This window comes from Amycolatopsis keratiniphila, from assembly GCF_000400635.2.
Classification (GTDB): domain Bacteria; phylum Actinomycetota; class Actinomycetes; order Mycobacteriales; family Pseudonocardiaceae; genus Amycolatopsis; species Amycolatopsis keratiniphila.
In genome coordinates this window covers 8,010,441-8,032,658 of sequence record NC_021252.1, presented here as the reverse complement: position 1 = coordinate 8,032,658, position 22,218 = coordinate 8,010,441, and the positions used below count along the sequence as shown (strand labels likewise).

Sequence of the window (22,218 nt, the reverse complement as noted above, 5' to 3'; positions counted from 1 at the left end):
TCAGAACTTGGTGCCCAGCCAGGTCATCGCGACCGGCCCGCCCGCCGACACCCCGCCGATGTGTTCCAGCAGCGGGAATTCCTGCCAGGTGACGTCGGCGCCGAGGGCGCGGTAGCGGTCGAGCAGGCCCTTGCCGACCGAAAGCGGGATCAGTTCGTCCAGCGACGCGTGGTACAGGAAGACCGGCGCGCCCGGTTTGGTCTTGCCCGCGAGGTTCTCGCCGAGCCGGGCCTGCCAGCGCGGGTCCGACGAAACGTTCGGCACGGTCGTGAAGTCGTTCAGCCGCGCGAAAGGCGCAGCCGCGCCGAGTTCGACGGTGCACGCTTCCTTGACCTTCGCGACGGCCCTCTCACCCTTCGCGTTGAGCACCTCGGTGAACGGCAGTTCCGGATACGCGGTCGCGTAGCCGACGGCGGCGCCGAGCACCAGACCGAAAGCCGGACCGCCGTCGTTGAACTTCAGGACCGCGTTCAGATCCGCCGGGACACCACCCTCCGCGACCCCGACCAGGTTGACGTCGGGTGCGTAGGACGGTTGCAGTTCGCCGGCGAACGCCGCGGCCTGGCCTCCTTGCGAGTAACCGAAAACGCCGACCGGCCCGGTCTTGGACAGGCCCGCTTCGGGGACGTTCGACGCGGCGCGGGCGGCGTCGAGGACGGCCCGGCCCTCGGACTGGCCGACGGCGTAGGTGTGCGTGCCCGGGGTGCCGAGGCCTTCGTAGTCGGTCACGACGACCGCCCAGCCGCGCGAAAGCGCCTGGCTCATCAGGAGGACTTCGTTCTCGGACCCGTTCGTCAGCCGGGTCGACGGCGCGCAGCGGTCGCCGAGGCCGTGGGTGCCGACGGCGTAGCTGACCAGCGGGCGCGCGCCCTTCGTCCACGGCGAATGCGGGACCAGCAGGATGCCCGACACCGTGTTCGGCTGTCCCGTCGCCGAAGTGGAGCGGTAGTGGAGTTTCCAGGCCTTCGCCGGGGCGGTGGCGACGACCGGTTTGTAGTCGACCAGGTCCCCGGGCGCGCTCGGCGCGGCTTGCGCGGCGGGCGCGCCGATCAGGGTGGCTGCGAGGGCCGAGACCAGAACTGTCCGAAGCACCGTTGCCTCCAGTTTGGTAATCGAGATTTTCGCAATGTAGGCGCTGTTGCTAGCATCTGGCAATCCCTGTTACCGAATCGGGGGAGGTCGAGTGGCCCGCACCTATGGCGGGGTCGCGCCCGAGCAGCGGCGCGCCGAACGGCGTGAACGCCTGCTCCTGGCGGCCCTGGACCTGTTCACCTCGACGGGCTACCAGCACGCGAAGATCACCGAGTTGTGCACCCGCGCCGGCGTCTCCACGCGGAACTTCTACGAAGAGTTCGAGAGCAAGGAGAAGGTGCTGCTCACCCTGCACGAGCGCATCAACGCCCTCGCGCTGGAGCACGTCACCGGCACCCTGGAACGGCTGGAGGACGCCGACGCGGTCACTCGGATCGGGACGCTGCTGGACGTCTTCGTCAGCACGGTCACCTCGGATCCCCGGATGCCGCGGCTGAACTACGTCGAGGCGGTCGGCGTCAGCGCCGCCTTGGAGGCACAGCACCAGGAATGGGTCGACCGGTGGGCCGCGTTCATCGAAGCCGAGGCGCGGCACGCCGCCGCGCACGGGGTGGCGCCCGATCGCGACTACCACCTGACGGCGATCACGCTCGTCGGTGCGGCGACCGGCCTGCTGCGCGAGTGGCAGGCGCACACCCCGCCGCTGCCGGTCGCCGACGTCGCCGCTGAACTCCGGGCCCTGATGCTGGCCGCGATCACCCGGCCCATCTGACGCCCGCCGGATGTCATGAAAGGGTCGTTCAGGACGAAAAACGTCAGGAACGACCCTTTCATGACACTCGGGGCACGCGTCAGGAGGCGGCCGAGGCCCGCCGGAAGGTGTTGTGCAGCACGGCGAGCAGGGCGTCCCGCACGGAGAGGCGTTGCCGCGCGTCGAAGGTGATCAGCGGGACGTCTTCGCCCACCGCGAGCGCCCAGCGCACGTCTTCGAGATCGTGCTTGAGCGAGCCGTCGAAGACGTTTACCCCGACCACGAACGGCAATCCGGCCTTCTCGAAGTAGTCGACGGCCGGGTAGCAGTCGTCGAGCCGCCGGGTGTCGACGATGACGAGCGCGCCGAGCGCGCCCAGCACGAGGTCGTGCCACATGAACCCGAACCGGTCCTGCCCCGGCGTGCCGAAGAGGTACAGCTTCACCTCTTCGTCGATGGTGATGCAGCCGAAGTCCAGCGCCACCGTGGTGGTGGTCTTCGACGGCACCTCCCCGCCGGAGCCGTCGACGGCCGCGCCCGCCGAGGTCATGGCCGCCTCGGTGGTCAGCGGTTTGATCTCGGAGATCGCGCCGACGGTGGTCGTCTTGCCGACCCCGAACCCGCCGGCGATGACGATCTTGACCGGTGTCGGCGGCTTGGCCGACGCCGGTTCAGCGAATTGCTTCGAGTCCACGAATGACCCTTTCGATCATGCCGAGGTCCTGGGTGAAGGCTCCCGCCGGGCGACGGAGCACGACGTAGCCGAGCGCGGCGAGATCCGCCACGAGCACCCTGGCCACGCCGATGTGCAGGCCGAGCATCGCCGCCACTTCGGCGACGGATTTCGTTTCCCGGCAAAGGGAAACGATCTCCCGTCGTTCGAAGGTCAGCCTCGCGTGCGAGGCCGCGCCGAGCCTGCTCGTGAGCACCTGAGCCTCGATTTCGAGCGTGCCGTCCACCGGCTGCGCGCGGCCGGCGGTGAGCAGATACGGGCGTAGCGGCGAGATGCCCTGTCCGGCGCCTCGCGGCTGGGGTACCTGATCGTCGCTCATTCCCTTGTCCCCTCGTCAGTTCAGCTGCCGACGCTCTTCTTGAGTTCCTCGATCAGCGCGGGGGTGAGCACCTCGGTGGCCCGGTTGGCGAACATCGCCATCTCGTAGGCGATCGTGCCGAGACTGGCCTGTTTGGTGGCGAGCACGCCGAGCGAACAGCCGATGCTGATCGTGCAGACCAGCAGGTAGCCCTGCTCCAGCTCGATGATGATCTTGTCGGGCGAACCGAGCGGGTGGCTCTCGGAGACGCCGTGCGCGAGGCCGAGCATCGCCGAGCAGATCGCGGCCAGCCGGTCGGCGTTGGCCCGTTCCAGCTCGGACGACATCGCGATCAGCAGGCCGTCGGCCGAGACGGCGATCGCACCCATCGCGCTCGCCGTGTTCTGTGCGAAGCGCGTCACCAACCAGTTGAAGTTCCGGGCTTCGACGCTGACTCCGGTCGTCATCTCTTGCTCTTCTCTCTCTGTTGCATCTCCGGGTTGACGGCTTTCTCCAACCCGTCACTGAAGGCGTCGAACGCGGCACGCTCGGCCTCGGGGTCACGCATGCCCTTGGGCTTGGTGGTGTTCAGCGCCGCCCGCGCGGTCTGGTGCCGCGCGGCCGGACCTTTCGCCAGTCCCGGCGCCAGTTGCGCGCCGGGGACCCGCCTGGTGAGACCGCCGCGGGAAGCGGCGGGCACCGGTGTCGGGGTCGGCATCGGTGCCGGGGCGGCGGCCGGTGGTGGTGACGCGGTGGCCTTCGCGAGTCCGGCCTCGAACCCGTCGAAGGCCGCTTTGGCCGCTTCTGGATCATGCCTGGACTTCTGCCGCGCCGGCGCTTCGGGGGCACCGGGAAGCTGCGCGCCCTTGACCCGCCGTCGCAGCCCGCCGCGGGTCTCGCCGGGTTCGGCGGCGGTGAGCGTCGGCGCGGGAGCCTGGTACACGGGCTCGGGCACCGGTGTCGGCAGGGGCGGTGGTTCCAAGATCTCTCCGTCGGTCTTGCGGAACCACCGGAAATCCTTGGGTTGCCTGCCGTCGCGCGGGATCATCCCGGCGATCGCCAATGTCGGCGGTTCGCTCGGAGCCGCCTTCAGCCGCGGCTCGGGCAGCGACGGCGGTTCGGGCTCGTCGCCCGGTTCCGCCGTCGGCCACACCGGCGGCGCCGGGACGGATTTCGGCGCGGGCGGCCGGTAGGTCAGCAGATTCGGCGGGACGGTGAGCCGCGCGGTGATACCCGCGCCCGGCTCGGTCTCGGTCAGCTCGACCTTGAGCCCGTGCCGCCGCGCGAGCCGTCCGACCACGAACAGCCCGAGCACACTGGTCGGCGCCAATTCGAGCCGCTCGCGTTCGACCAGCCGCCGGTTCTCCTCGGCGAGCCGTTCGGCGGTCATGCCGATGCCCTGGTCCACGATCACGATCAGGCAGGAGCCGTCGGGCAGGATCTTCGTTCCGACGTCCACAAAGGACTCCGGCGGGGAGAACGACGTCGCGTTCTCCAGCAGCTCGGCGAAGATCAGCACCAGATCGGAGCCGAACGGCGACGACAGCAGGACGTCGCCCATCGAGCCGAGCCGCACCCGCTGGTAGTCCTCGATCTCCGCGAGCGCCGAACGCAGCGCGGTCGAGAGTTCGATCGGCCCGGAAATCCGTGCCTCGTCCCGGTTTCCCGAAACGACGAGCAGGTTGTCCGCGTTCCGGCGCAGGCGGGTGGAGAGGTGGTCGAGCCGGTAGAGGCTCGCCAGCAGGGCGACGTCCTGCTCGTTGCGCTCCAGCTCGTCGACCAGCGCGAGCTGCCTGCCCACCAGGTTCTGTGTGCGCTTCGCGACGTTGGCGAACATGAGGCCGACGTTGCGCCGCGTGACGGCCTGCCGTTCCACCAGTTCGGCCGCGGTGGCCTGCACCCGGTTGAACGCCTCGGCCAGCTTGCCGAGTTCGTCCTGCGAGGACACGTCGATCGTGGCCAGCCGCGGCGCGAGTTCTTCGTCCTGCTCGGTGTCGGTGACGCGGACGAGTTCGGTGCTCGCGAGGTCCGCGACCGACGTCGCCGCCGTGGTCAGCTTCCGCAGCGGATCGGCGATCGACCGGCTGACCGCGATCGCGAGGCCACCGACCAGCAGGAACAGCACACCGGCGCCGACACCGATCGTCCACGCCAGGTTCTGCGCGGCGTCCGCTCGCGCGGTCGCCGCGTCGGTGATGCCGGTGGTGACGGCGTCCTGCGCGAGGCGCCGCTGGTTCGACTGGGCGTCGACGGCGCCGAGGATGTCCGGCAACAGGCTCTGCACGGCCTGCGGACCGCGAGCTTCGGGGATCCTGGCCTCCAGCGCGTCGACCCGGCGGCCCGTGTCGCCCTGCTCGACCGCGACGACCTGCGTGGCCTGGGTGACGTCGGCCTGCTGCACGAACCGTTCGAGGAACAGCGAAGACTGCTGCTTCGCGTCGGCCAGCACCGGCGCGCCCGATTCGGGGGTGATCAGCACGATGATCAACGCCATCCCGCGCAACGAGTTCTCCTCGTTCGCGCGCAGCAGCGCGTCGAGCGCCGTCAGCTGCTGGGTGCCCGCCGCGTCACTGGTCTGCTGCGGGACGAGGCGGAGCGCGTTGATGACCGCGTCGATCACCGCGTGATACGTCCGCGCCACGCTGTCGAGTGAGGCACCGCGCCGCAGCGCGTTTTCCCGGATCTCGTTCAGCGACCCGATGCGCACCAGTGCCGCCGCGAGTTCCTCCGGAGCGTCGGCGCTCAGCCCCGCCCGCACCTGGTTCACCGTTTCCGCGACCACGCCCTGCTGCTTCAGCATCGCCGAACTGCTCGCCGACGTGGACGCGATGTAGTGCGCCGTCAGCAGCCGCTCGCGCTGCAGTTCCCAGGCGAGCGTGCCGAGCGCGCGGGCCTGCGACGCGACGTCGGCGGTGGTGCGGGCGGACCGGGCGTCGTCGATCTCCCCGGCGACGTAAGGCACCGACACCAGGACGACGGCGGTCAGCGGCAGCATCAGGAGCAGGTTGAGCTTGCCCCGGATGCCGAGTCTGCCCAGCAGTCCGGATCGCGACCCGCGGTCCGGCCGGGTCTTCCCGTGCCTCATGGTCACCTTTCTCCCCGGCTCCGCCCGAGATGTCCGCGGTGCTGTTCCCGGACGAGGTCTTCGATGGACGCGCGCAACGAGACGAACTCGGGCGTGCGTTTGATCCCCAGGTCGCGTTCACCGGGCAGGTCGACCGCGATGTCCGCGGCCACCCGGCCCGGATCCGAGGCCAGCACCACGACGCGCCCGCCGAGGAACACGGCCTCCTCGACGTCGTGGGTCACCATCAGCACGGTGGTGTGCGTGTCGGTCCAGATCCGGCGGATCAGCACCTGCATGTCCTCTTTGGTCTGGACGTCCAGCGCGCCGAAGGGTTCGTCCAGCAGCAGCACGTCGGGCTCGCACACCAGCGCCCGCGCGATCGCGACCCGCTGCTTCTGCCCGCCGGAAAGCTGTTTGGGCAACGACTTGCGCAGATGATCGAGCCCGGTCTCTTCGAGATACCAGTCGATCCGGCGCGCCCGCTCGGCCTTGTCGAGGCTCAGCAGTTCGAGTCCGAACGCGACATTGCCCTCCACCGTGCGCCACGGGTACAGCGCGCCGTGCTGGAACACCAGCCCACGCTCCGGGCCCGGCCCGGTCACCGCGTCACCGTCGAGGGTGATGAGGCCTTCGGTCGGTTCGGTCAGCCCGGCGATCAGCGACAGCAGCGTCGATTTGCCGGACCCGCTCGCGCCGACCACGCAGACGAAGTCGCCGCGCGCGATGTCGAGGTCGATCCCGTCGAGGGCCCGGGTGGTCTTGCCGCGGACCGTGTAGTCCTTGGCGACCGCTTTCAGCTGAAGCGTCATGCCGCCCACTTCCCGACTCTGGCCCGCAGGAGCCGCAGCGCGATGTCGATGACCAGTCCGAGCAGGCCGATCACGATCAGCAGCGCGAAGATCCGGTCGGTCTGGGTGAACCGCTGCGCCCGCATGATCCGCAGGCCGAGCCCGGCGGTGGCGTTGATCAGTTCGGCGACCACCACGAAGTTCCACGCGGCCGCCGCGTTGACGCGGGTCGCGTCGATCATGCCGGGCAGGGCGTGCGGGACGATCACCTTGCGCAGCACCTCGCCGCGCCGCGCGCCGAGCGTGTAGGACACGTCGAGCAGCGAACGCGGCACCCCGCGGACGGCGTCGGCGATCATCAGCGTGTTGAAGAAGACCGTGCCGAGGAACAGCACCGCGACCTTCGACGGCTCGCCGAGGCCGAGCCAGATCATCAGCAGCGGGATGAACGCGCTCGCCGGCAGATAGCGCAGCATCGCGATGACCGGCTCGAACAGCGCCAGCCCAGCGTCGAACGTCCCCATCACGATGCCGAGCGGCACCGAGACGAGGATCGCGAGCCCGAAGCCGAGCAGCACCCGCTGGGTAGTGGCCCAGAGGTCGCTGAACAGTTCACCCGACTCGATCATCTTCGCCAGCGCGTCGAACACCGCGACCGGCGTCGGCAGGAACATCGGCTTGATCGTGCCGAGCGCGTTCAGCGTCACCCAGATCAGCAGCGGGATGACGAACGAGGCCACCGCCAGCGTCCACCGCCACCGCGCGGGGATCGGCGTCCGGAGCGAGAACAGCGGGGAGGCGTTCGGCTTGAGGCCCGCCCGGCGGGGCAGCGGCGACCAGTCGGGTCGCGCGCCGCGCCGCTCTTCCTGCGCCTCGGCGAGCCGCTGCTCGTGTTCGAGACGGCGTGCCTCGGCCTCGTCAGCGGCGTCCGTCCGCTGAGCGGCCCGCCCTGACGCGTCCGTGGCGCTCACTTCACCGCCTTGACGTACTGGTCGTCGAACAGCCCGTCGAAGTTCGGCCTGCTCTGGGCGAGGCCGTTGGAGACGATGAAGTCGGCGATCTTGCCTGCCTGGAAGTTCAGGTGGGCCGGGGTGACGCCGGGGGTGAACGCGTCGAGGTTCTGCTGCTTGGTGAAGATCGTGGTGCCCGCGTCGTAGGACTTGTACTCGTCGATCGACACCGCGCCGCGTTTCGCCATGATCTTCACGGCCTCTTCGCGGTTCTGCTTGATCCAGTCGATGGTCTCGAACCAGGTGTTCACCAGCGCCTGGACCTCCTTCTTGCGCTCCTTCGACATCTGCTCGGAGACGACGAGGTGGTCCGGGATGGCGCCGGGGAACTCGGCGGACGTCGCGATCGCGCGGCTGCCGGGGCGCTCGAGCGCCTTCGAGGTGAAGGGGGCGAAGGCGGCGACGGCGTCGACCTGCTCGCCGACGAACGCGGCCGCGGCGGCGTCGGTCAGCAGCGGGACGATTTCGACGTCCTTCTCGGTCAGCTTCGCCTCCTGCAGCGCGAGCAGCAGCAGGTAGTGGTCGACGGTGCCCTGCTCGACGGCGATCTTCTTGCCCTTGAGGTCGGCGACGCCGGTGATGCCCCGGCGGGCGATGATCTTGTCGTTGCCGGTCGAGTTGTCGTTGACCAGCACCACCGACAGTTTCGCCCCACCGCTGACCGAGGCGAGGGTGTCGTTCAGGGTCTGGCTGTTGGCGTCGATCGCGCCCGAGGAGAGGGCGTTGATGCTTTCGGTGTAGCTGTCGAACCACTTCAGGTCGACGTTCACGCCGTTCTTCTCGAAGAGGCCCTTCTCCTGGGCCACCGCCCACGGGAACCACCCCGGCCAGGCGCTGTAACCGATGGTGACCTTGGTGCCGGAAGCGGCCGTGCTGTCGGAACAAGCCGAAAGGGCGGTCACGCCCGCCAGCGAAAGGGCGCACAACAACGCCGTCAGCAGACGGCGGGAACGGGAAATCACAACGCACTCCTGGGGAAGGGGAGTAACTCGGGCGTGGAAAGTTCCGGCTGTTCGAGCGCAGGACTGATCGACCGGTGTCGGACTCCCTCCCGGAAGCCCGGCCGGCAATGGCGGATGGTGCGGCCGCACACCCGGCCGTCCCGTCCAAACCTCTGAACATATTGGATAGAGGTGATCACCCCGTTGCTCTCGGCGGCGATCCTATCGAGTGGCGCAAGGTCTACCTAGTGTGATCGTCGGCTCTTGCACGATTCGCTGTCACATTCTGCTAAATCCGGCCGTTCGCCCCAAAGGGCGGAGTCTCGGGGAGTGGACAACCCGGTCCCGGACGCCGTACGTCCATCGGGTGGCGGGTGAAAATTTCCGGAGGGAGCAGAGGATGAAAATTCGTTCGGCCGCGTTGTGCGTCGCGGGGGCGGCGATCTTGTCCACCTTGGCGGGCGCGGGGCAGGCGAACGCGACGAGACCGTCCAGTCTGGTCATCAGCCCGAGTGCCGTCGTCGCAGGTGGGACGGTCACCGCGGACATCTACTGCCTGCGCCCGTCGGGTGCGGGTGAGCTCGCGACGTCCCTTGTCGCGGACGGTCTAGCGGCCCCGATCCCCTTGCGGGTGGTGGGCGACGGCGGCACGGGCGGCATCGGTGTCGCGTTGCGCGGCGACGGCCCGGTGGGGACGGTGCCGGGGCGCTACACGGCCACTTACGACTGCTGGGGCTGGATCGTCCGGGCGGAGTTCACTGTCACGAACTGACAGAAGCGAAGGCCGGTTTCGGGACGCGAATTGCCGTCCCGGAGCCGGCCTTCGCTGACACATCCGGGGGAGATGTTCCGGGCGGTAATTTCTGTCAATCGACAGAATTGCCCGGGCCGGGCCCGGCGGCCGCCGTGAAAACCGGAAGAATTGTTCGCGGAGTCCCGAAATATCGGCGAAACAAAAGCGGAAAGAATTCCTCGCCGATCCGCGTGCACCCGGTCTGTCCAGGGCATTTCCGTCATTGGTGAAGCCGGGCGCGATTTCGCGGGCGGGCGGAAGGAATCGGAGTGAAGGCTTCGGGCGGCCGACGTTCGACCTTGATCGATCAGGCTCGGCCAGGTAACGGGGAGGTGACGGCTTGCGGTCCAGCGGCTACACACAGATGATCCTGCAGGGGTGGCGGGTGTCACCGTTCAGTGGGTTTCGCCGCCGCGTCGGAGGCAATACCGTCGGCGGCAAAGCCGAAGTCACAGATGCCCCGACCGGGTACGGAGGTTTGGCGGATGATGCCGGAGATCAAAGAAGGCGCTGCCGGGAACGGCGACGCCGTCGTGCGCCTGCCCGGGATGCGGGTGGCCTACGAAGGGGCCGCCTTCGACGAGTCCGCGCTGGCGGAGACCTGGACCGACCAACTGCAGGATTGGCTGAACCAGGCCGTCTCCGCCGGGATCGCCGAACCGAACGCGATGGTGCTCGCCACCGCCGACCCGGAGGGCAGGCCGTCCTCCCGGACCGTCCTGTGCAAGGGCCTCGACGAGCGTGGCGTCGTGTTCTACACGAACTACACCTCCACCAAGAGCCACGACCTCACCGCGACGCGCTACGCGTCCGTCACCTTCCCGTGGTACCCGCTGCAGCGTCAGGTCCACGTGCGCGGCGAGGTGGAGAAGGTCAACGTCGCCGAGACCGCCGAGTACTGGGCGTCCCGCCCGAGGGGTTCGCAGCTCGGGGCCTGGGCCTCGCCGCAGTCGCGCGTCGTCGACGGCCGCCGCGCCCTCGAGACCGCGCTGCACGGCATCGAGCGCCGCTTCGCCGACGTCGAGCACATCCCGTTCCCGCCGCACTGGGGCGGGTGGCGCATCCGGCCCGACGTCGTCGAGTTCTGGCAGGGCCGCGAGGACCGCATGCACGACAGGCTCCGCTACGTCCGGACCGACGACGGCTGGCAGATCGAGCGCGTCGCGCCGTAATTCAAAGCGCGTGAAGGCCCCCTTCCCTCGGCTCAGCCGAGGGAAGGGGGCCTTCACGCGTGACCGGGTGACATAAATCGCGCGCGGATGGTTAGTTAGCGCGGCTAAGCTGTCTGGTTGTGAGTGACGACGTGGGGGTTGAACAGCGCAAGGGTGTCCGCAAGCTGTTCGGCTCGATCGTCGTCGACACCCGGCCGCTCAAGATCCCCGCGTTCCGCCGCCTCTGGCTCTCCACCGCGGTCACCGCGATCGGCAGCCAGCTCACCGCCGTCGCGGTCCCCAAACAGGTCTTCGACCTCACCGGCTCGTCGGCGTACGTCGGCCTGACCGGCCTGGTCGCCCTGATCCCGCTCCTCGTCTTCGGCCTCTGGGGCGGCGCCATCGCGGACGCCGTCGACCGCCGCAAGCTGCTCCTCGTCACCAACGTCGGCGTCACGCTCACTTCGGTGGTCCTGTGGCTCCAGGCGTTCCTGAACGTCGGCTCCGTCTGGCTGGTGCTGGGGCTGCTCGCGGTCAACCAGGCGTTCTTCGCGGTCAACATGCCGACCCGCAGCGCCGTCGTCGCCCGGCTGGTCCCGGACAACCTGATCGCGCCCGCGACCGCGCTGAGCAGCACGATGGCCACCTTCGGCGCGGTCTTCGGCCCCTTGCTCGCCGGATCGCTGATCCCGATCCTCGGCCTCTCGACGCTCTACCTGATCGACGTTCTCGCACTGACCTTGACCCTCGTCGCGGTCTACCGGCTTCCGCCGATCCCGCCGCTCGGCGAGATCGCGCGCCGGGCCGGGATCCGCGACATCATCGACGGCTTCAAGTACCTGGCCACGCAGAAGATCCTGCTGGCGTCGTTCCTCGTCGACATCATCGCGATGGTCGCGGGCATGCCGCGTGCGCTGATCCCGGAGATGGCGGAGCGCACCTTCGGCGACCCGCCCGGCGGCGGTCCGGCGCTGGGCTGGCTGTACGCCGCGCTCCCGGCGGGCGCGATGCTGATCGGCCTCTTCTCCGGCTGGCTGACCAGGATCCGCAACCAGGGCGCGGGCGTGATCGTCTCGGTCTGCGTCTGGGGCGCCGCCGTCGCCGGTTTCGGGCTCGCGAACTCGCTGTGGCTCGCGGTCTTCTTCATGGCGCTCGCCGGCGCGGCCGACATGGTCAGCGCGATCTACCGGATGTCGATCCTGCAGGTCGCCACCACCGACGAGATGCGCGGACGGCTGCAGGGCGTGTTCACCGTCGTCGTCGCGGGCGGCCCGCGGATCGCCGACCTCACCCACGGCTGGGCGGCCGCCGGGGTCGGCACGGCCGCCGCGGCCTCCGGTGGCGGGGTGCTGGTCATCGTGCTGGTCGTCGGCGCGGCGCTGCTGATCCCGTCGTTCTGGCGGTACCGGGCCCCGGCGGACTGAGCCGTCCCGTCTATCGTCGGGCCCATGCGTATTTCACGGGCGATCGTCCTGTTCGCCGCTGTCATCGCGACCCTTTCCGCCTGTTCGTCCGGGGGCGAAAAGACGGACAACGCGGCCAAGCCGTCGAGCCAGGCCCCCTCGTCCTCCGCCGCGCCGAGTTCCTCGGCCGCGCCCACCGGTGGCGCCGGTGCGAAGGAACCGTGTGCGCTGCTGTCAGCCGAGGCCGTCGGCAAGGCCGTCTCCATCCAGGGCGTGACGTCGGCGCCGGGCCCGGTGCAGGACAACGCCGCCAACGGGGGCAAGGCCAAAAGCTGCGTCTACTCGGCCGCCGGAAAGCAGATCGGCGCGCTCGCCGTGACCCGCTTCGAAGGCAACAAGATCAAGCCCCCGGAGATGGTCGCGGCGCTGAAGAAGGCGAAACAGAACGCGAAGGACGTCGCCGGTGTCGGCGAGGGCGCCATCTACTACACCGACGAGAACAAGACCGCGACGCTGGCGGCCGCCGAACTCGTGGACGACGTCCCGGTGCTGATCAACTACACCGGCCCGGCGAAGATGACGCAGGACATGATGCTCCCGCTGGTGAAGACCGCGGTCGACGCCAACTGAGCGAATTACCCAAAGGCGCCCTTCGTCAACCCGTGACGAAGAACTGACCAAACCGGACTGTCGGCACCAGACGTGATGCGGCACACTCTTGCCGCATGGCGGACACGACGACAACAGAACAGACCGGTCCGGCCGGTCAGCCGAGCCTCAAACGGGTCATGGGTTCAAAGCTCCTGCTGTTCTTCGTGGTGGGGGACATCATCGGGACGGGCGTGTACGCGCTCACCGGGCAGGTGGCCGGCCGGGTGGGCGGCGCGCTCTGGCTGCCGTTCCTGATCGCGTTCGTGGTCGCGTTCATGACCGCGTTCAGCTACCTGGAACTGGTCGGGAAGTACCCGCAGGCGGCGGGGGCCGCGCTCTACACGCACAAGGCGTTCAAGATCCGCTTCCTCACCTTCATGGTGGCGTTCGCGGTCATGTGCTCCGGGATCACATCGGCTTCGTCTGCGGCGAAGGCCTTCGGGGACACCTATCTCAAGGAGTTCATCACCGCGCCGATGCCGCTGGTGGCGATCCTGTTCGTGATCGGCCTCGCGCTGATCAACTTCCGCGGGGTCTCCGAATCGGTGAAGACCAACGTGGTGCTGACCTGCATCGAGATCAGCGGTCTGCTGATCATCATCGGGGTCGGTGTGTGGGCGGTGCTGAACGGCAACGGGGACGCCTCGCGACTGGTCGAGTTCGACACCGAGAACCAGACGATGCTGGTGGCGATCACCTCGGCGACGTCGCTGGCGTTCTTCGCGATGGTCGGTTTCGAGGACTCGGTGAACATGGCCGAGGAGTGCAAGGACCCGATCCGGATCTTCCCGAAGGCGATGCTGTGGGGCATGGTCATCGCCGCGACCATCTACATCATGGTGTCGGTGACCTCTTCGCTGCTGGTGCCCGCGGACGAGCTGGCGGCGGCCAAGAGCAGCGCGCTGCTGAAGGTGCTCGACGTCGGGGCGCCCGGCTTCCCGCGCGAGGTGTTCTCCGCGATCGGTCTCTTCGCGGTCATCAACTCGGCGCTGATCAACATGCTGATGGCCAGCCGTCTGCTCTACGGTATGGCGAACCAGCGGATCATCCCCAAGCAGCTGGGCACCGTGCACCCGTTCCGCCGCAGCCCGTGGGTGGCGATCGTGTTCACCAGCCTGATCGCGATCGGCCTCGTGTCCTTTGTGGACATCGGCGTGCTCGGTGGCACGACGGCGTTGCTGCTGCTGGCGGTGTTCGCCATCGTCAACGTCGCGGTCTTGGTGCTGCGCAAGGAGAAGGCGGCGCACAAGCATTTCCGGGCGCCGACGATCATCCCGGTGCTGGCCGCGATCTTCTGCGTCTACCTGGTGACGCCGTTGTCCGGGCGGCCCGCGCGTGACTACAAGGTCGCCGCGATCCTGCTCGGCGTCGGCATCGTGCTGTGGGGGATCAACTGGCTCGTCATGCGGGCCACGCACAGTGAAGAAGACCGGCAGCCCGTCGAGCCGCCGGTCGGCTAGGCGCTAGCCGCGGCTGAGCGCCTGGTACTCCACCGGGCTGTGGGCCGAGAACACGGTGACCTCGTCGGCGTGTTCTCGGCTCAGCTCGCGCAGCCGCTCGACGTTCTCCAGCCGCGGTTTGCGCAGCGTCTGCACCATGTTCTGGAACGCGGTCATCCCCGGCGGGCAGTGCGGCTTCACCGGATCCATCTGACCGTGGAAGAAGTACGCGTCGCCCGCGTGCAGCAGCCAGCCGTCGCCGGTGTCGACCGCGACGCCGGTGTGGCCCTTGGTGTGGCCCGCGAGCGGCACGAGCAGGATCTCCGGCGGCAGACCCTTGAGCTCACGGACGGCCTGGAAGCCGAACCAGTCGTCCCCGGCCTCGTCGTACATGCTCCACAGTGGACGGTGGGCGAACTGGTTGGCCCGGAACCGCAGCTTCTCGCTCTGGTTGGCCGGCGACGTCGCCGCGTCGTGCTCCGCGGTGCGGACGTGCACGACGGCGTTCGGGAAGTCCGCGAGCCCGCCCGCGTGGTCGACGTCGAGGTGGGTGCAGATGATGTGCCGGACGTCTTCGAGCTGGTGGCCGAGCGCCTCGACGTGGTGGGCCGCCGTCTCCGTCTCGACCGGCTTCGCGCCGACCATGATCGTGAACGGCGTCCCGAGCCACGCGCCGGGATCCGCGACGCCCTTGCGGCCGAAGCCGGTGTCCACCAGTACGAGCCCGTCGCCGGTCTCGATGAGCAGGCAGTGCGCCACCAGCTCCGAGCGGCGCAGCAGCCCGGGCTGGCCGTCGAGCAGCTTGCCTCCCGGTGCGCGCATCGTGCCGCAGTTCAGGTGGTGCACCTTCATAGCCTGCTCCTCTGGCTGAGCCGTTCGAATGCGGTGGCGTCGTGCGCGGCGAAGACCGTCACTTCGGCACCGTTGTTACTGACAAGTTCGCGCAGCCGGCGCTGGTTGTCCAGTCGTGCCGTCTTCTCCGTCTGCATGTACGACTCGAAGAAGCCCAAGGCCAGAGGGATATGCGGTTTTCGCTCCAGCTCGCCGCCGTGGAAGACGGCGTCACCGGCGTTGAGGAGCCAGCCGTCACCCGTGTCGACCGCGACGCCGGCGTGGCCGCGGGTGTGCCCGGCGAGGGGGATGATCAGGACGTCCGGGACCCCGTCGAGCTCGCGGACGGCGTCGAAACCGAACCACGGCTCGCCGTCGGCGCGGTACGAGCGCCAGATCGGCCCGTGATCGAACTGGACCTTGCGGTAGCGGCTCGCCTCCTTGCGGTCGATCGGCTTCTCCAGCGCCTGGAGCTCGCGATCGTGGACGTGGACCCGCGCGTGGGGGAAGTCGACGAGCCCGCCCGCGTGGTCGAGGTCGAGGTGGGTGAGCACGATGTCGCGCACGTCGGCCGGGTCGAAGCCGAGCTTGCGGATCTGGGTGGGGGCGCTCAGGTCGTCGTCGCTGTCGGGGTGCACCAGCCGGACGAAACCGGCGCCGAGCCATTCGACCGGCCGGGTGACCGTGGGGGTGCCGACACCGGTCTCGACGAGCACGAGCCCACTGTCGGTTTCCAGCAGCAGGCAGTGACAGATCAGCTCGGCGCGGCGGAACAGGCCGGGCTTGCCGTCGATGAGTTTGCCGCCGACCGGCCGCATGGTTCCGCAGTTCAGGTGATGGACGCGCATCAGGAGAGCTCCCGTTCGAGTGTGGTGCGAAGGTGCGGGGCGATCGCGCGCAAGGGCGCGGTGTCGTGCAAGGTCTTGGCCAGCAGCAAGCCGCCCTCGATGGCGGCGAGGACGACCGTCGCCAGGTGGTCCGCCTTGTCGGTGTCCAGCGCGTCGGCGATGACGGTGTGCCAGGACTCGTAGCCGTCGGCGCAGGCCTGGCGGATCACCTCGCTGTCCCCCGACGCGTCGAGCGCGACCGTCGCGAGCGGGCAGCCGCGCTGGAAATCCGACTCCTCCAGCGAGGTCGCCAGCGCGTCGACCACGTTCTCGATACCGGTGACGATGTCGGGCGCGTTCGCGGCGATCGTGCGCAGCTGGTCGCACAGCCGGTCGGCGGACTGGCGGATCGCTTCGGCGGCCAACTGCTCCTTGCCGCCGGGGAAGTGGAAGTAGAGCGACCCCTTGGGCGCGCCCACTGCGGCGACAAGCTGGTTGAGCCCGGTGGCGTGGTAACCCTGCTGGTGGAAGAGATCGGCGGCGGAGTCGAGCATGCGCTGCCGGGTGTCGGTGCGGCGGACCATGCGGCCGACTGTAGCCCAAACTATGACGACCGGTCTAGTAAGCCTCGGGTGATCCAACGCGGATCTCGCGTGATTGGAGGCGTAACTCGCGTGATCAGACGCCGCACTCATGAGTTCGCCGTCCAATCACGCGAGTTGCGCCTCTGATCACGTGAGTTACGTGTCTGATCACGCGAGTCACGCCTTGCCGCTCACAAGGCCGGGTAACGTCCGGCCCGTGTACACGCCCTACACCGAACTCGACCAGGTCCTCACCGACCTGGTCGACTCAGCCCGCGAGATCCTCGGCGACACGTACGTCGGCGCGTACGTCCAGGGCTCCTTCGCGCTCGGCGCCGGTGACCTCCACAGCGACTGCGACTTCATCATCGCGACCACCGAACCGCCGAGCGGCCGGATCGAAGCCGATCTCCGTGTGCTCCACGACGAGCTCCCCGCCGGAGAAGGCTTCTGGTGCAAGGAAATCGAGGGCTCGTACGCGGACATCGCGTCGCTGAAGACCAGCCAGGGGCTCGGCACCCCGTGGCTGTACTGCGACCACGGCCATCGCGTCCTGATCTGGGACACCCACTGCAACAGCCTCCACACGCGCTGGATCCTGCGCCACAAGGGCATCGTGCTCGACGGCCCGCCGATCGCGAGCCTCGTCGACGAGCCGCCGCCGGACGCGATGCGCGCGGCGATGCGCGAGGAACTGCACGGCTTGGTCGACGGCGTCCGGGCGTGGGCGCCCTTCGACATCGCCTGGACCCAGCGCTACATCGTGTCGACTTGTTGCCGCGTGCTCTACACCTTGCGCACGGCCGAGGTCGAGTCGAAACGCGGCGCGCTCGAATGGGCGCGCGAGCAGCTCGATCCGCGCTGGCGCCCGTTGCTCACGCAGGTGCTCCAAGACCGCGAACTCGGCTGGGACCCCGGCGATCCGCCGCGTCCCGGCAGTCTCGAAGCGGCCTGCGAATTCGCCGCGTACGCCGAGTCGCTAGACGCCGATCGCGGACGCTGACCCGCCGAACTGTTGCCGCAGCTCGCGTTTGAGCAGTTTCCCGGACGCGTTCTTCGGCAGTTCGCCGACGAAATGCACCGACTTCGGCACCTTGTGCGCCGCCAGCGACTTCTTCGCGAACTCGATCAGTTCCGCTTCTCCGACGGGTTCCTTCACCACGACGATCGCGGCGATCGCCTCGATCCAGCGTTCGTGCGGCAGGCCGACAACAGCGACCTCGGCGACGGCGGGATGCGCGTACAGCGCGTCTTCCACCTCGCGCGACGCGACGAGCACGCCGCCGGTGTTGACGACGTCCTTGATCCGGTCGACGACGAACAGGTAGCCCTCCTCGTCCTGCCGCACCAGGTCGCCGGAATGGAACCAGCCGCCCGCGAACGCCTCCACCGATTCCTCGGGTTTGCCCCAGTAACCGGTGCACAACTGGGGAGAGCGGTAGACGACTTCGCCGAGTTCGCCCGGCGGGAGGTCGTTCATCTCGGCGTCCACCACGCGCGTCTCGACGAAAAGGATCGGGCGGCCGACGGAATCCGGGCGTGCGTCGTGCTCTTCGGGCCGCAGCACCGTCGCGAGTGGACCGATCTCCGACTGCCCGAAGCAGTTGTAGAACCCGACTTCCGGCAGCCGTGCGCGGAGCGCGTTCAGCACCGGGACAGGCATGATCGAAGCGCCGTAGTACGCCTTGGTGAGGCAGCTCAGATCCGCGTCGGCGAGGCCGGGATGATTCGCGAGTCCCACCCAGACGGTCGGCGGGAAGAACAGCGAAGTGATGCCCTGACGGGGAATCCGCGCCAGGATGTCGCCGAGGTCTGGCCCCTCGACGAGATGGTTCGTCGCGCCGACGGCCAGCCCGGGCATGAGGAACACGTGCATCTGCGCCGAGTGGTACAGCGGCAACGCGTGCAGCGGCACGTCGCGGTCGCTCAGGTCGAGCGCGGCGATGCAGGACGAGTACTCGTGCACGAGCGCGCGGTGGGTGAGCATCGCGCCCTTCGGCCGCGAGGTCGTCCCGGACGTGTAGAGCAGCTGGACGAGGTCGTCGTCCGCGACCCCGGATTCCTCGTGCGGCTCGACGGTCTCGTCCAGAGCCCAGTCCAGAACGTCCAGTGTGGACACATGATCGACGCCGACGTGCTCGGCCAGCGCGGGGTCGACGAAGGCGACGGCGGGCTCGGACTGGGTGAGCAGGTACTCGAGTTCCTCGCCGCGGGCGTTGAAGTTCACCGGCACGTGCACCAGCCCTGCCCGCGCGCAACCGAGGTACAGCAACAAGTACGCGTCGGAGTTCTTGCCGAAGGCCGCGACCCGATCACCGTGGACGAGCCCGCGATCGAGCAGCTTCGCCGCGACCCGGCCCGCCGCGCGGTCGAGCTCCGCGTACGTCCACACGCGATCGGCGAAGGTGAGGGCGACCCGGCCCGGGACGCGGCGCGCGCTCCGTTCCAGGACACGGCCGACGGTGCTGGGGTAGCCGGGAACGGTCATCGCGGCGGTCTCCTTCGTCCGGGCGTGGCGTTCTCACAGTAACCTCGTCGGCATGGCCAATCCCACCGGAGAGCAGTTCGAGATCACCCGCGGCAACGCGCGAGCCGTCATCACCGAGATCGGTGCCGGGCTGCGCGCGTTCGAGGTCGGCGGGGTGCCGTACGTCGAGGCGTTCGCCGAAGACGAGAAGCCGCCGAAGGGCGCCGGGCAGGTGCTGCTGCCCTGGCCGAACCGCACCAAGGGCGGCCAGTGGGACTACCAGGGCGAGAAACAGCAGCTCCCGATCACCGAAGGGGCGCGCGGCAACGCGATCCACGGCCTGACCCGGCATGAGGAGTGGGAGCTCCTCGAACACGCGGAGTCGTCGATCACCCTGGCCATCGACGTCCCGGCGCAGGAGGGCTGGCCGGTGCCGCTGCGCGCGACGATCACCTACGAGATCTCGCCGCGCGAGCTGGTCGTCACGCACGAGATCCGCAACGAGGGCGAGAGCCCGATCGGCGTCGGGCTCGGCACGCACCCGTATTTCCGCATCGGCGACGCGCCCACCGACGAGCTGACCCTGACGCTGCCCGCGAGCCGGGTCCGGCCGTATCTCGGCGACGAGCAGATGCCGTACGCCGACGAGCAGGACGTCGAGGGCACCGAGTACGACTTCCGGTCCGGCAAGCTGCTCGAGGGCGTCGACCTCGACACGGCGTTCGGCGGGCTGAGCCTCGCCGAGGACGGCAACCACCACCACGTCCTCTCGCACGGGGACCGGGAGCTGCTGGTCTGGGCCGGGCCGGACTTCCGCTGGGCACAGGTCTTCACGCCGGACGATTTGGTCGGCCGTGGCCGGGCGGTGGCGATCGAGCCGATGACCTGCCCCGCCGACGCGCTCAACACCGGCACCGACCTGATCGAGCTGGAGCCCGCTTCGTCGTGGACCGGGAGCTGGGGAATCCGGGTGCGCTGAGATGTCGCTTCTCCGCCTGGGGCCCGCTGACGCGGGCGAAGTGCTCACGCTGCAGCGCGCGGCGTACGTCCCGGAGGCCAGGGCGCACGAGAACATCGACCTCCCGCCGCTGATGGAGACCTTCGAGCAGACCGTGGCGGCTCTGGGCGATCCCGCGTGTTCCACCTGGGGCATCAGGGAATCCGGGCGGCTGGTGGCGAGCGTGCGGATCGTCGTGGACGGCGACGCCGGTCTCGTCGGCAGGCTCATCGTCGCCCCGGACAGGCAGGGACACGGGCTCGGCAGCTCCTTGCTGCTCGCCGCCGAAGACGCCGCGCCGCCTTCGGTGACCGTGTTCCGCCTGTTCACCGGGGAGCGCAGCGCCGGTCCGCTGCGGATGTACCGGAAGCTCGGCTACGTCGAGACGCACCGCACTCCCGAGAAGCACTACGAACTGGTCCATTTCGAAAAGCCCCGCGTGCGGACCGGCGGCCCAGTTCGTTAGCGTGTCAAAGTATGTCTGACAAAGCACAGGTCAAGGCCATCGTCGGTGGTTACGTCGTCCCGGTCGACGGTGATCCCATCGACGGCGGCACGGTCCTCATCGAGAACGGGAAGATCGCCGCGGTCGGCACGGCCGCCGACGTCGACATCCCCGACGACGCCGAACTGATCGACGCCGCGGGCAGCTGGGTGCTGCCCGGGTTCATCGACGCGCACGCCCACCTCGGCGTGCACGAAGACGGCGAAGGCTGGTCCGGGAACGACACCAACGAGATGACCGACCCCAACGGCGCGCGGTTCCGCGCGATCGACGGGATCGACCCGTACGAGCCCGGCTTCGACGACGCGCTGGCGGGCGGCGTCACCAGCGTCGTCATCAAGCCCGGCTCGGGGAACCCCATCGGCGGGCAGACGATCGGCGTCAAGACCTGGGGCCGGACCGTGCTCGACATGATCTTCGCCGAAGGTGTCAGCGTGAAGAGCGCGCTCGGCGAGAACCCGAAACGCGTGTACGGCGAGAAGAAGCAGACGCCGTCGACCAGGCTCGGTGTCGCGTCCACCATCCGTGACGCCTTCACCGCCGCGCGCAACTACGCCGCCCAGCGCGAGCACGCCGCCGGCGAGGGCAAGCCGTTCGACGTCGACCTCACCAAGGAGACGCTGGCCAAGGTCCTCGACGGCGAGCTGTACTGGGACCAGCACGTCCACCGCGCCGACGACATGGTCACCGCGATCCGGCTGGCCGACGAGTTCGGCTACAAACTGGTGATCAACCACGGCACCGAAGGCCATCTGATCGCGGACCTGCTCGCCGAGCGGGACGTGCCGGTGATCCTCGGGCCGCTGTTCACCACCAAGTCCAAAGTGGAGCTGCGCAACCGCACCCTGCGCGCGCCCGGCATCCTCGCCAGGGCGGGCGTGCGGATCGCGATCACCACGGACCACCCCGTCGTGCCGATCAACTTCCTGGTCTACCAGGCCGCGCTGTCGGTGAAGGACGGCCTGGACCCGGAGACCGCGCTGAAGGCGCTGACCGTCAATCCCGCCGCGATGCTCGACCTTGACGACCAGGTCGGCTCGCTGAAGCCGGGCCTCGACGCCGACGTGGTCATCTGGTCGGGTGACCCGCTGGACGTGATGAACCGGGCGATGCGCGTGTTCGTGCGCGGTCGCGAGGTCTATCACTTCGACGAGGAGACCGGGGTCGGCGTCACCGAGGAGCGGCGTTACCGCGAGGCCTGACCTGGTCTTGCCATGGCGGCTCCACCTGTGCTCTCATGTGTGACACATTGGGGAGGGTGTGTAACACATGAAGCGCTGGGTCTTCGTCTTGGTCGTCGGTATCGGATTCTTGGTCGTCACCTTGCTGTTCTCGCGAGAGGACCCGAATCTCATCAAATGCGGGGGCCGGATCATGTCGCCCGGGGACGTCTGCGAGACCACGAAGAACGGTCGCACCACCGGCGAGGACACCTACGCCGAGATGAAGGCCGCCGCCGAGTCCCGTGCCGAGACGTTCCGGAATCACGGTCTCTGGATGGCAGGGGTCGGTGTCGCGCTGACCGGCTTGGGGGCGACGATGCTGATCCGCGGGAAACGGCGCAAGGACCGCGCCATCGCCGCGGCTCGGCAGGACGTGCAGTGGCAGGCGCAGCCGGGTTTCCCGCAGCAGCAGGGTTTTCCGCAGCCCCAGTGGCAACCCGCACCGGGGCAGCAGCCTTATCCGCCGCAGAACGGATGGCCGCGGCAGCCCGGTCCGCCGCCACAGCAGTTTGGTCCGCCGGGGCACGGAGGCTCGTGAGTGTTTCGGGTCGTTCTAACGACCCAAAACACTCACGAGGCGACACCTGCGGCCGAACCGCCGCTCCCCGTGGCCGACCGGGGGCGAAGGCTCCTTTCGTCGCATCAGACTCGGTGAAGGGAGCCTTCAGCCCACACCACTCCGCTAGTGCCTACTGACGCAGGTTGGATCAGCCGCAGCCGCGCTCCG

Annotated in this window: 23 protein-coding genes; 11 read left to right on the top strand and 12 right to left on the bottom strand. The window is 68.8% G+C overall.

What is annotated here, in order from left to right; all coding sequences use genetic code 11:
* A complete protein-coding gene (locus AORI_RS77155; protein WP_016337500.1) occupies positions 1 to 1,092 on the bottom strand; it encodes a lipase family protein in 1,092 nt (363 codons plus the stop codon).
* A 91-nt stretch (positions 1,093 to 1,183) separates the two neighbouring features.
* On the opposite strand from AORI_RS77155, the gene AORI_RS77150 reads away from it, so the two are divergent.
* Positions 1,184 to 1,804, top strand: coding sequence for a TetR/AcrR family transcriptional regulator (locus AORI_RS77150; protein WP_016337499.1), 621 nt, complete (start codon positions 1,184 to 1,186; stop codon positions 1,802 to 1,804).
* Between the two features lie 79 nt (positions 1,805 to 1,883).
* On the opposite strand, the gene AORI_RS77145 is transcribed toward AORI_RS77150, so the two are convergent.
* Genes AORI_RS77145 through AORI_RS77115 form a run of 7 tightly spaced genes read right to left on the bottom strand, consistent with a single transcriptional unit; the run spans position 1,884 to position 8,641 of the window.
* Positions 1,884 to 2,477: a GTP-binding protein gene (locus AORI_RS77145; protein WP_016337498.1), complete on the bottom strand. Its 594-nt coding sequence runs from the start codon at positions 2,475 to 2,477 to the stop codon at positions 1,884 to 1,886.
* The gene (locus tag AORI_RS77140) at positions 2,455 to 2,835 is read right to left on the bottom strand and encodes a DUF742 domain-containing protein (protein ID WP_016337497.1); all 381 of its coding nucleotides are present in this window, start codon (positions 2,833 to 2,835) and stop codon (positions 2,455 to 2,457) included. The genes AORI_RS77145 and AORI_RS77140 overlap by 23 nt, the downstream gene beginning before the upstream one ends.
* A gap of 20 nt (positions 2,836 to 2,855) precedes the next feature.
* Complete coding sequence (locus AORI_RS77135) at positions 2,856 to 3,281, bottom strand: roadblock/LC7 domain-containing protein (protein ID WP_005156032.1); 426 nt, start codon at positions 3,279 to 3,281, stop codon at positions 2,856 to 2,858.
* Positions 3,278 to 5,899 carry a sensor histidine kinase gene (locus tag AORI_RS77130; RefSeq protein ID WP_016337496.1) on the bottom strand — a complete coding sequence of 874 codons (2,622 nt, stop codon included), beginning with the start codon at positions 5,897 to 5,899 and terminating at the stop codon, positions 3,278 to 3,280. Before AORI_RS77130 ends, AORI_RS77135 begins: the two co-directional genes overlap by 4 nt.
* 2 nt (positions 5,900 to 5,901) lie before the next feature.
* Complete coding sequence (locus tag AORI_RS77125; RefSeq protein WP_016337495.1) at positions 5,902 to 6,690, bottom strand: ABC transporter ATP-binding protein; 789 nt, start codon at positions 6,688 to 6,690, stop codon at positions 5,902 to 5,904.
* Positions 6,687 to 7,640 (bottom strand): ABC transporter permease, encoded by a 954-nt coding sequence (locus AORI_RS77120; RefSeq protein ID WP_016337494.1) that lies wholly within the window; start codon positions 7,638 to 7,640, stop codon positions 6,687 to 6,689. Before AORI_RS77120 ends, AORI_RS77125 begins: the two co-directional genes overlap by 4 nt.
* On the bottom strand, positions 7,637 to 8,641 hold the full coding sequence (locus AORI_RS77115) for an ABC transporter substrate-binding protein (protein ID WP_016337493.1): 1,005 nt from the start codon (positions 8,639 to 8,641) through the stop codon (positions 7,637 to 7,639). Before AORI_RS77115 ends, AORI_RS77120 begins: the two co-directional genes overlap by 4 nt.
* Positions 8,642 to 9,020: 379 nt before the next feature.
* Here AORI_RS77115 and AORI_RS77110 point away from each other — a divergent pair, with 379 nt between their 5' ends.
* The 5 genes from AORI_RS77110 to AORI_RS77090 all read left to right on the top strand — a co-directional run bounded on the left by AORI_RS77110 (position 9,021) and on the right by AORI_RS77090 (position 14,078).
* Positions 9,021 to 9,392, top strand: a complete 372-nt coding sequence (locus AORI_RS77110; protein ID WP_016337492.1) for a hypothetical protein — start codon at positions 9,021 to 9,023, stop codon at positions 9,390 to 9,392.
* Between the two features lie 506 nt (positions 9,393 to 9,898).
* The gene (gene pdxH, locus AORI_RS77105) at positions 9,899 to 10,585 is read left to right on the top strand and encodes a pyridoxamine 5'-phosphate oxidase (protein WP_016337491.1); all 687 of its coding nucleotides are present in this window, start codon (positions 9,899 to 9,901) and stop codon (positions 10,583 to 10,585) included.
* Positions 10,586 to 10,704: 119 nt separating this feature from the next.
* Positions 10,705 to 11,988 carry an MFS transporter gene (locus AORI_RS77100; protein ID WP_016337490.1) on the top strand — a complete coding sequence of 428 codons (1,284 nt, stop codon included), beginning with the start codon at positions 10,705 to 10,707 and terminating at the stop codon, positions 11,986 to 11,988.
* A gap of 24 nt (positions 11,989 to 12,012) precedes the next feature.
* The gene (locus AORI_RS77095) at positions 12,013 to 12,597 is read left to right on the top strand and encodes a DUF3558 family protein (RefSeq protein WP_016337489.1); all 585 of its coding nucleotides are present in this window, start codon (positions 12,013 to 12,015) and stop codon (positions 12,595 to 12,597) included.
* Positions 12,598 to 12,692: 95 nt separating this feature from the next.
* Entirely contained in the window at positions 12,693 to 14,078 is a 1,386-nt protein-coding gene (locus AORI_RS77090; protein ID WP_016337488.1) for an APC family permease, read from the top strand.
* Between the two features lie 3 nt (positions 14,079 to 14,081).
* On the opposite strand, the gene AORI_RS77085 is transcribed toward AORI_RS77090, so the two are convergent.
* Genes AORI_RS77085 through AORI_RS77075 form a run of 3 tightly spaced genes read right to left on the bottom strand, consistent with a single transcriptional unit; the run spans position 14,082 to position 16,299 of the window.
* Entirely contained in the window at positions 14,082 to 14,909 is an 828-nt protein-coding gene (locus tag AORI_RS77085; RefSeq protein ID WP_016337487.1) for an MBL fold metallo-hydrolase, read from the bottom strand.
* On the bottom strand, positions 14,906 to 15,736 hold the full coding sequence (locus AORI_RS77080; protein ID WP_016337486.1) for an MBL fold metallo-hydrolase: 831 nt from the start codon (positions 15,734 to 15,736) through the stop codon (positions 14,906 to 14,908). The genes AORI_RS77085 and AORI_RS77080 overlap by 4 nt, the downstream gene beginning before the upstream one ends.
* Positions 15,736 to 16,299 carry a TetR/AcrR family transcriptional regulator gene (locus AORI_RS77075; RefSeq protein ID WP_016337485.1) on the bottom strand — a complete coding sequence of 188 codons (564 nt, stop codon included), beginning with the start codon at positions 16,297 to 16,299 and terminating at the stop codon, positions 15,736 to 15,738. The genes AORI_RS77080 and AORI_RS77075 overlap by 1 nt, the downstream gene beginning before the upstream one ends.
* Before the next feature lie 217 nt (positions 16,300 to 16,516).
* On the opposite strand from AORI_RS77075, the gene AORI_RS77070 reads away from it, so the two are divergent.
* On the top strand, positions 16,517 to 17,302 hold the full coding sequence (locus AORI_RS77070; protein WP_016337484.1) for an aminoglycoside adenylyltransferase domain-containing protein: 786 nt from the start codon (positions 16,517 to 16,519) through the stop codon (positions 17,300 to 17,302).
* Here AORI_RS77070 and AORI_RS77065 read toward each other — a convergent pair.
* Positions 17,279 to 18,787 (bottom strand): fatty acyl-CoA synthetase, encoded by a 1,509-nt coding sequence (locus AORI_RS77065; protein WP_016337483.1) that lies wholly within the window; start codon positions 18,785 to 18,787, stop codon positions 17,279 to 17,281. The two genes, AORI_RS77070 and AORI_RS77065, sit on opposite strands and share 24 nt — an antisense overlap.
* Positions 18,788 to 18,839: 52 nt before the next feature.
* On the opposite strand from AORI_RS77065, the gene AORI_RS77060 reads away from it, so the two are divergent.
* From AORI_RS77060 to AORI_RS77045, 4 genes are all read left to right on the top strand, one after another.
* On the top strand, positions 18,840 to 19,745 hold the full coding sequence (locus AORI_RS77060; protein ID WP_016337482.1) for an aldose 1-epimerase family protein: 906 nt from the start codon (positions 18,840 to 18,842) through the stop codon (positions 19,743 to 19,745).
* Position 19,746: 1 nt separating this feature from the next.
* Entirely contained in the window at positions 19,747 to 20,229 is a 483-nt protein-coding gene (locus AORI_RS77055) for a GNAT family N-acetyltransferase (RefSeq protein WP_016337481.1), read from the top strand.
* Positions 20,230 to 20,240: 11 nt separating this feature from the next.
* Entirely contained in the window at positions 20,241 to 21,470 is a 1,230-nt protein-coding gene (locus tag AORI_RS77050) for an amidohydrolase (RefSeq protein WP_016337480.1), read from the top strand.
* A gap of 67 nt (positions 21,471 to 21,537) precedes the next feature.
* On the top strand, positions 21,538 to 22,029 hold the full coding sequence (locus AORI_RS77045) for a hypothetical protein (RefSeq protein WP_016337479.1): 492 nt from the start codon (positions 21,538 to 21,540) through the stop codon (positions 22,027 to 22,029).
* Positions 22,030 to 22,218 lie beyond the last annotated feature (189 nt).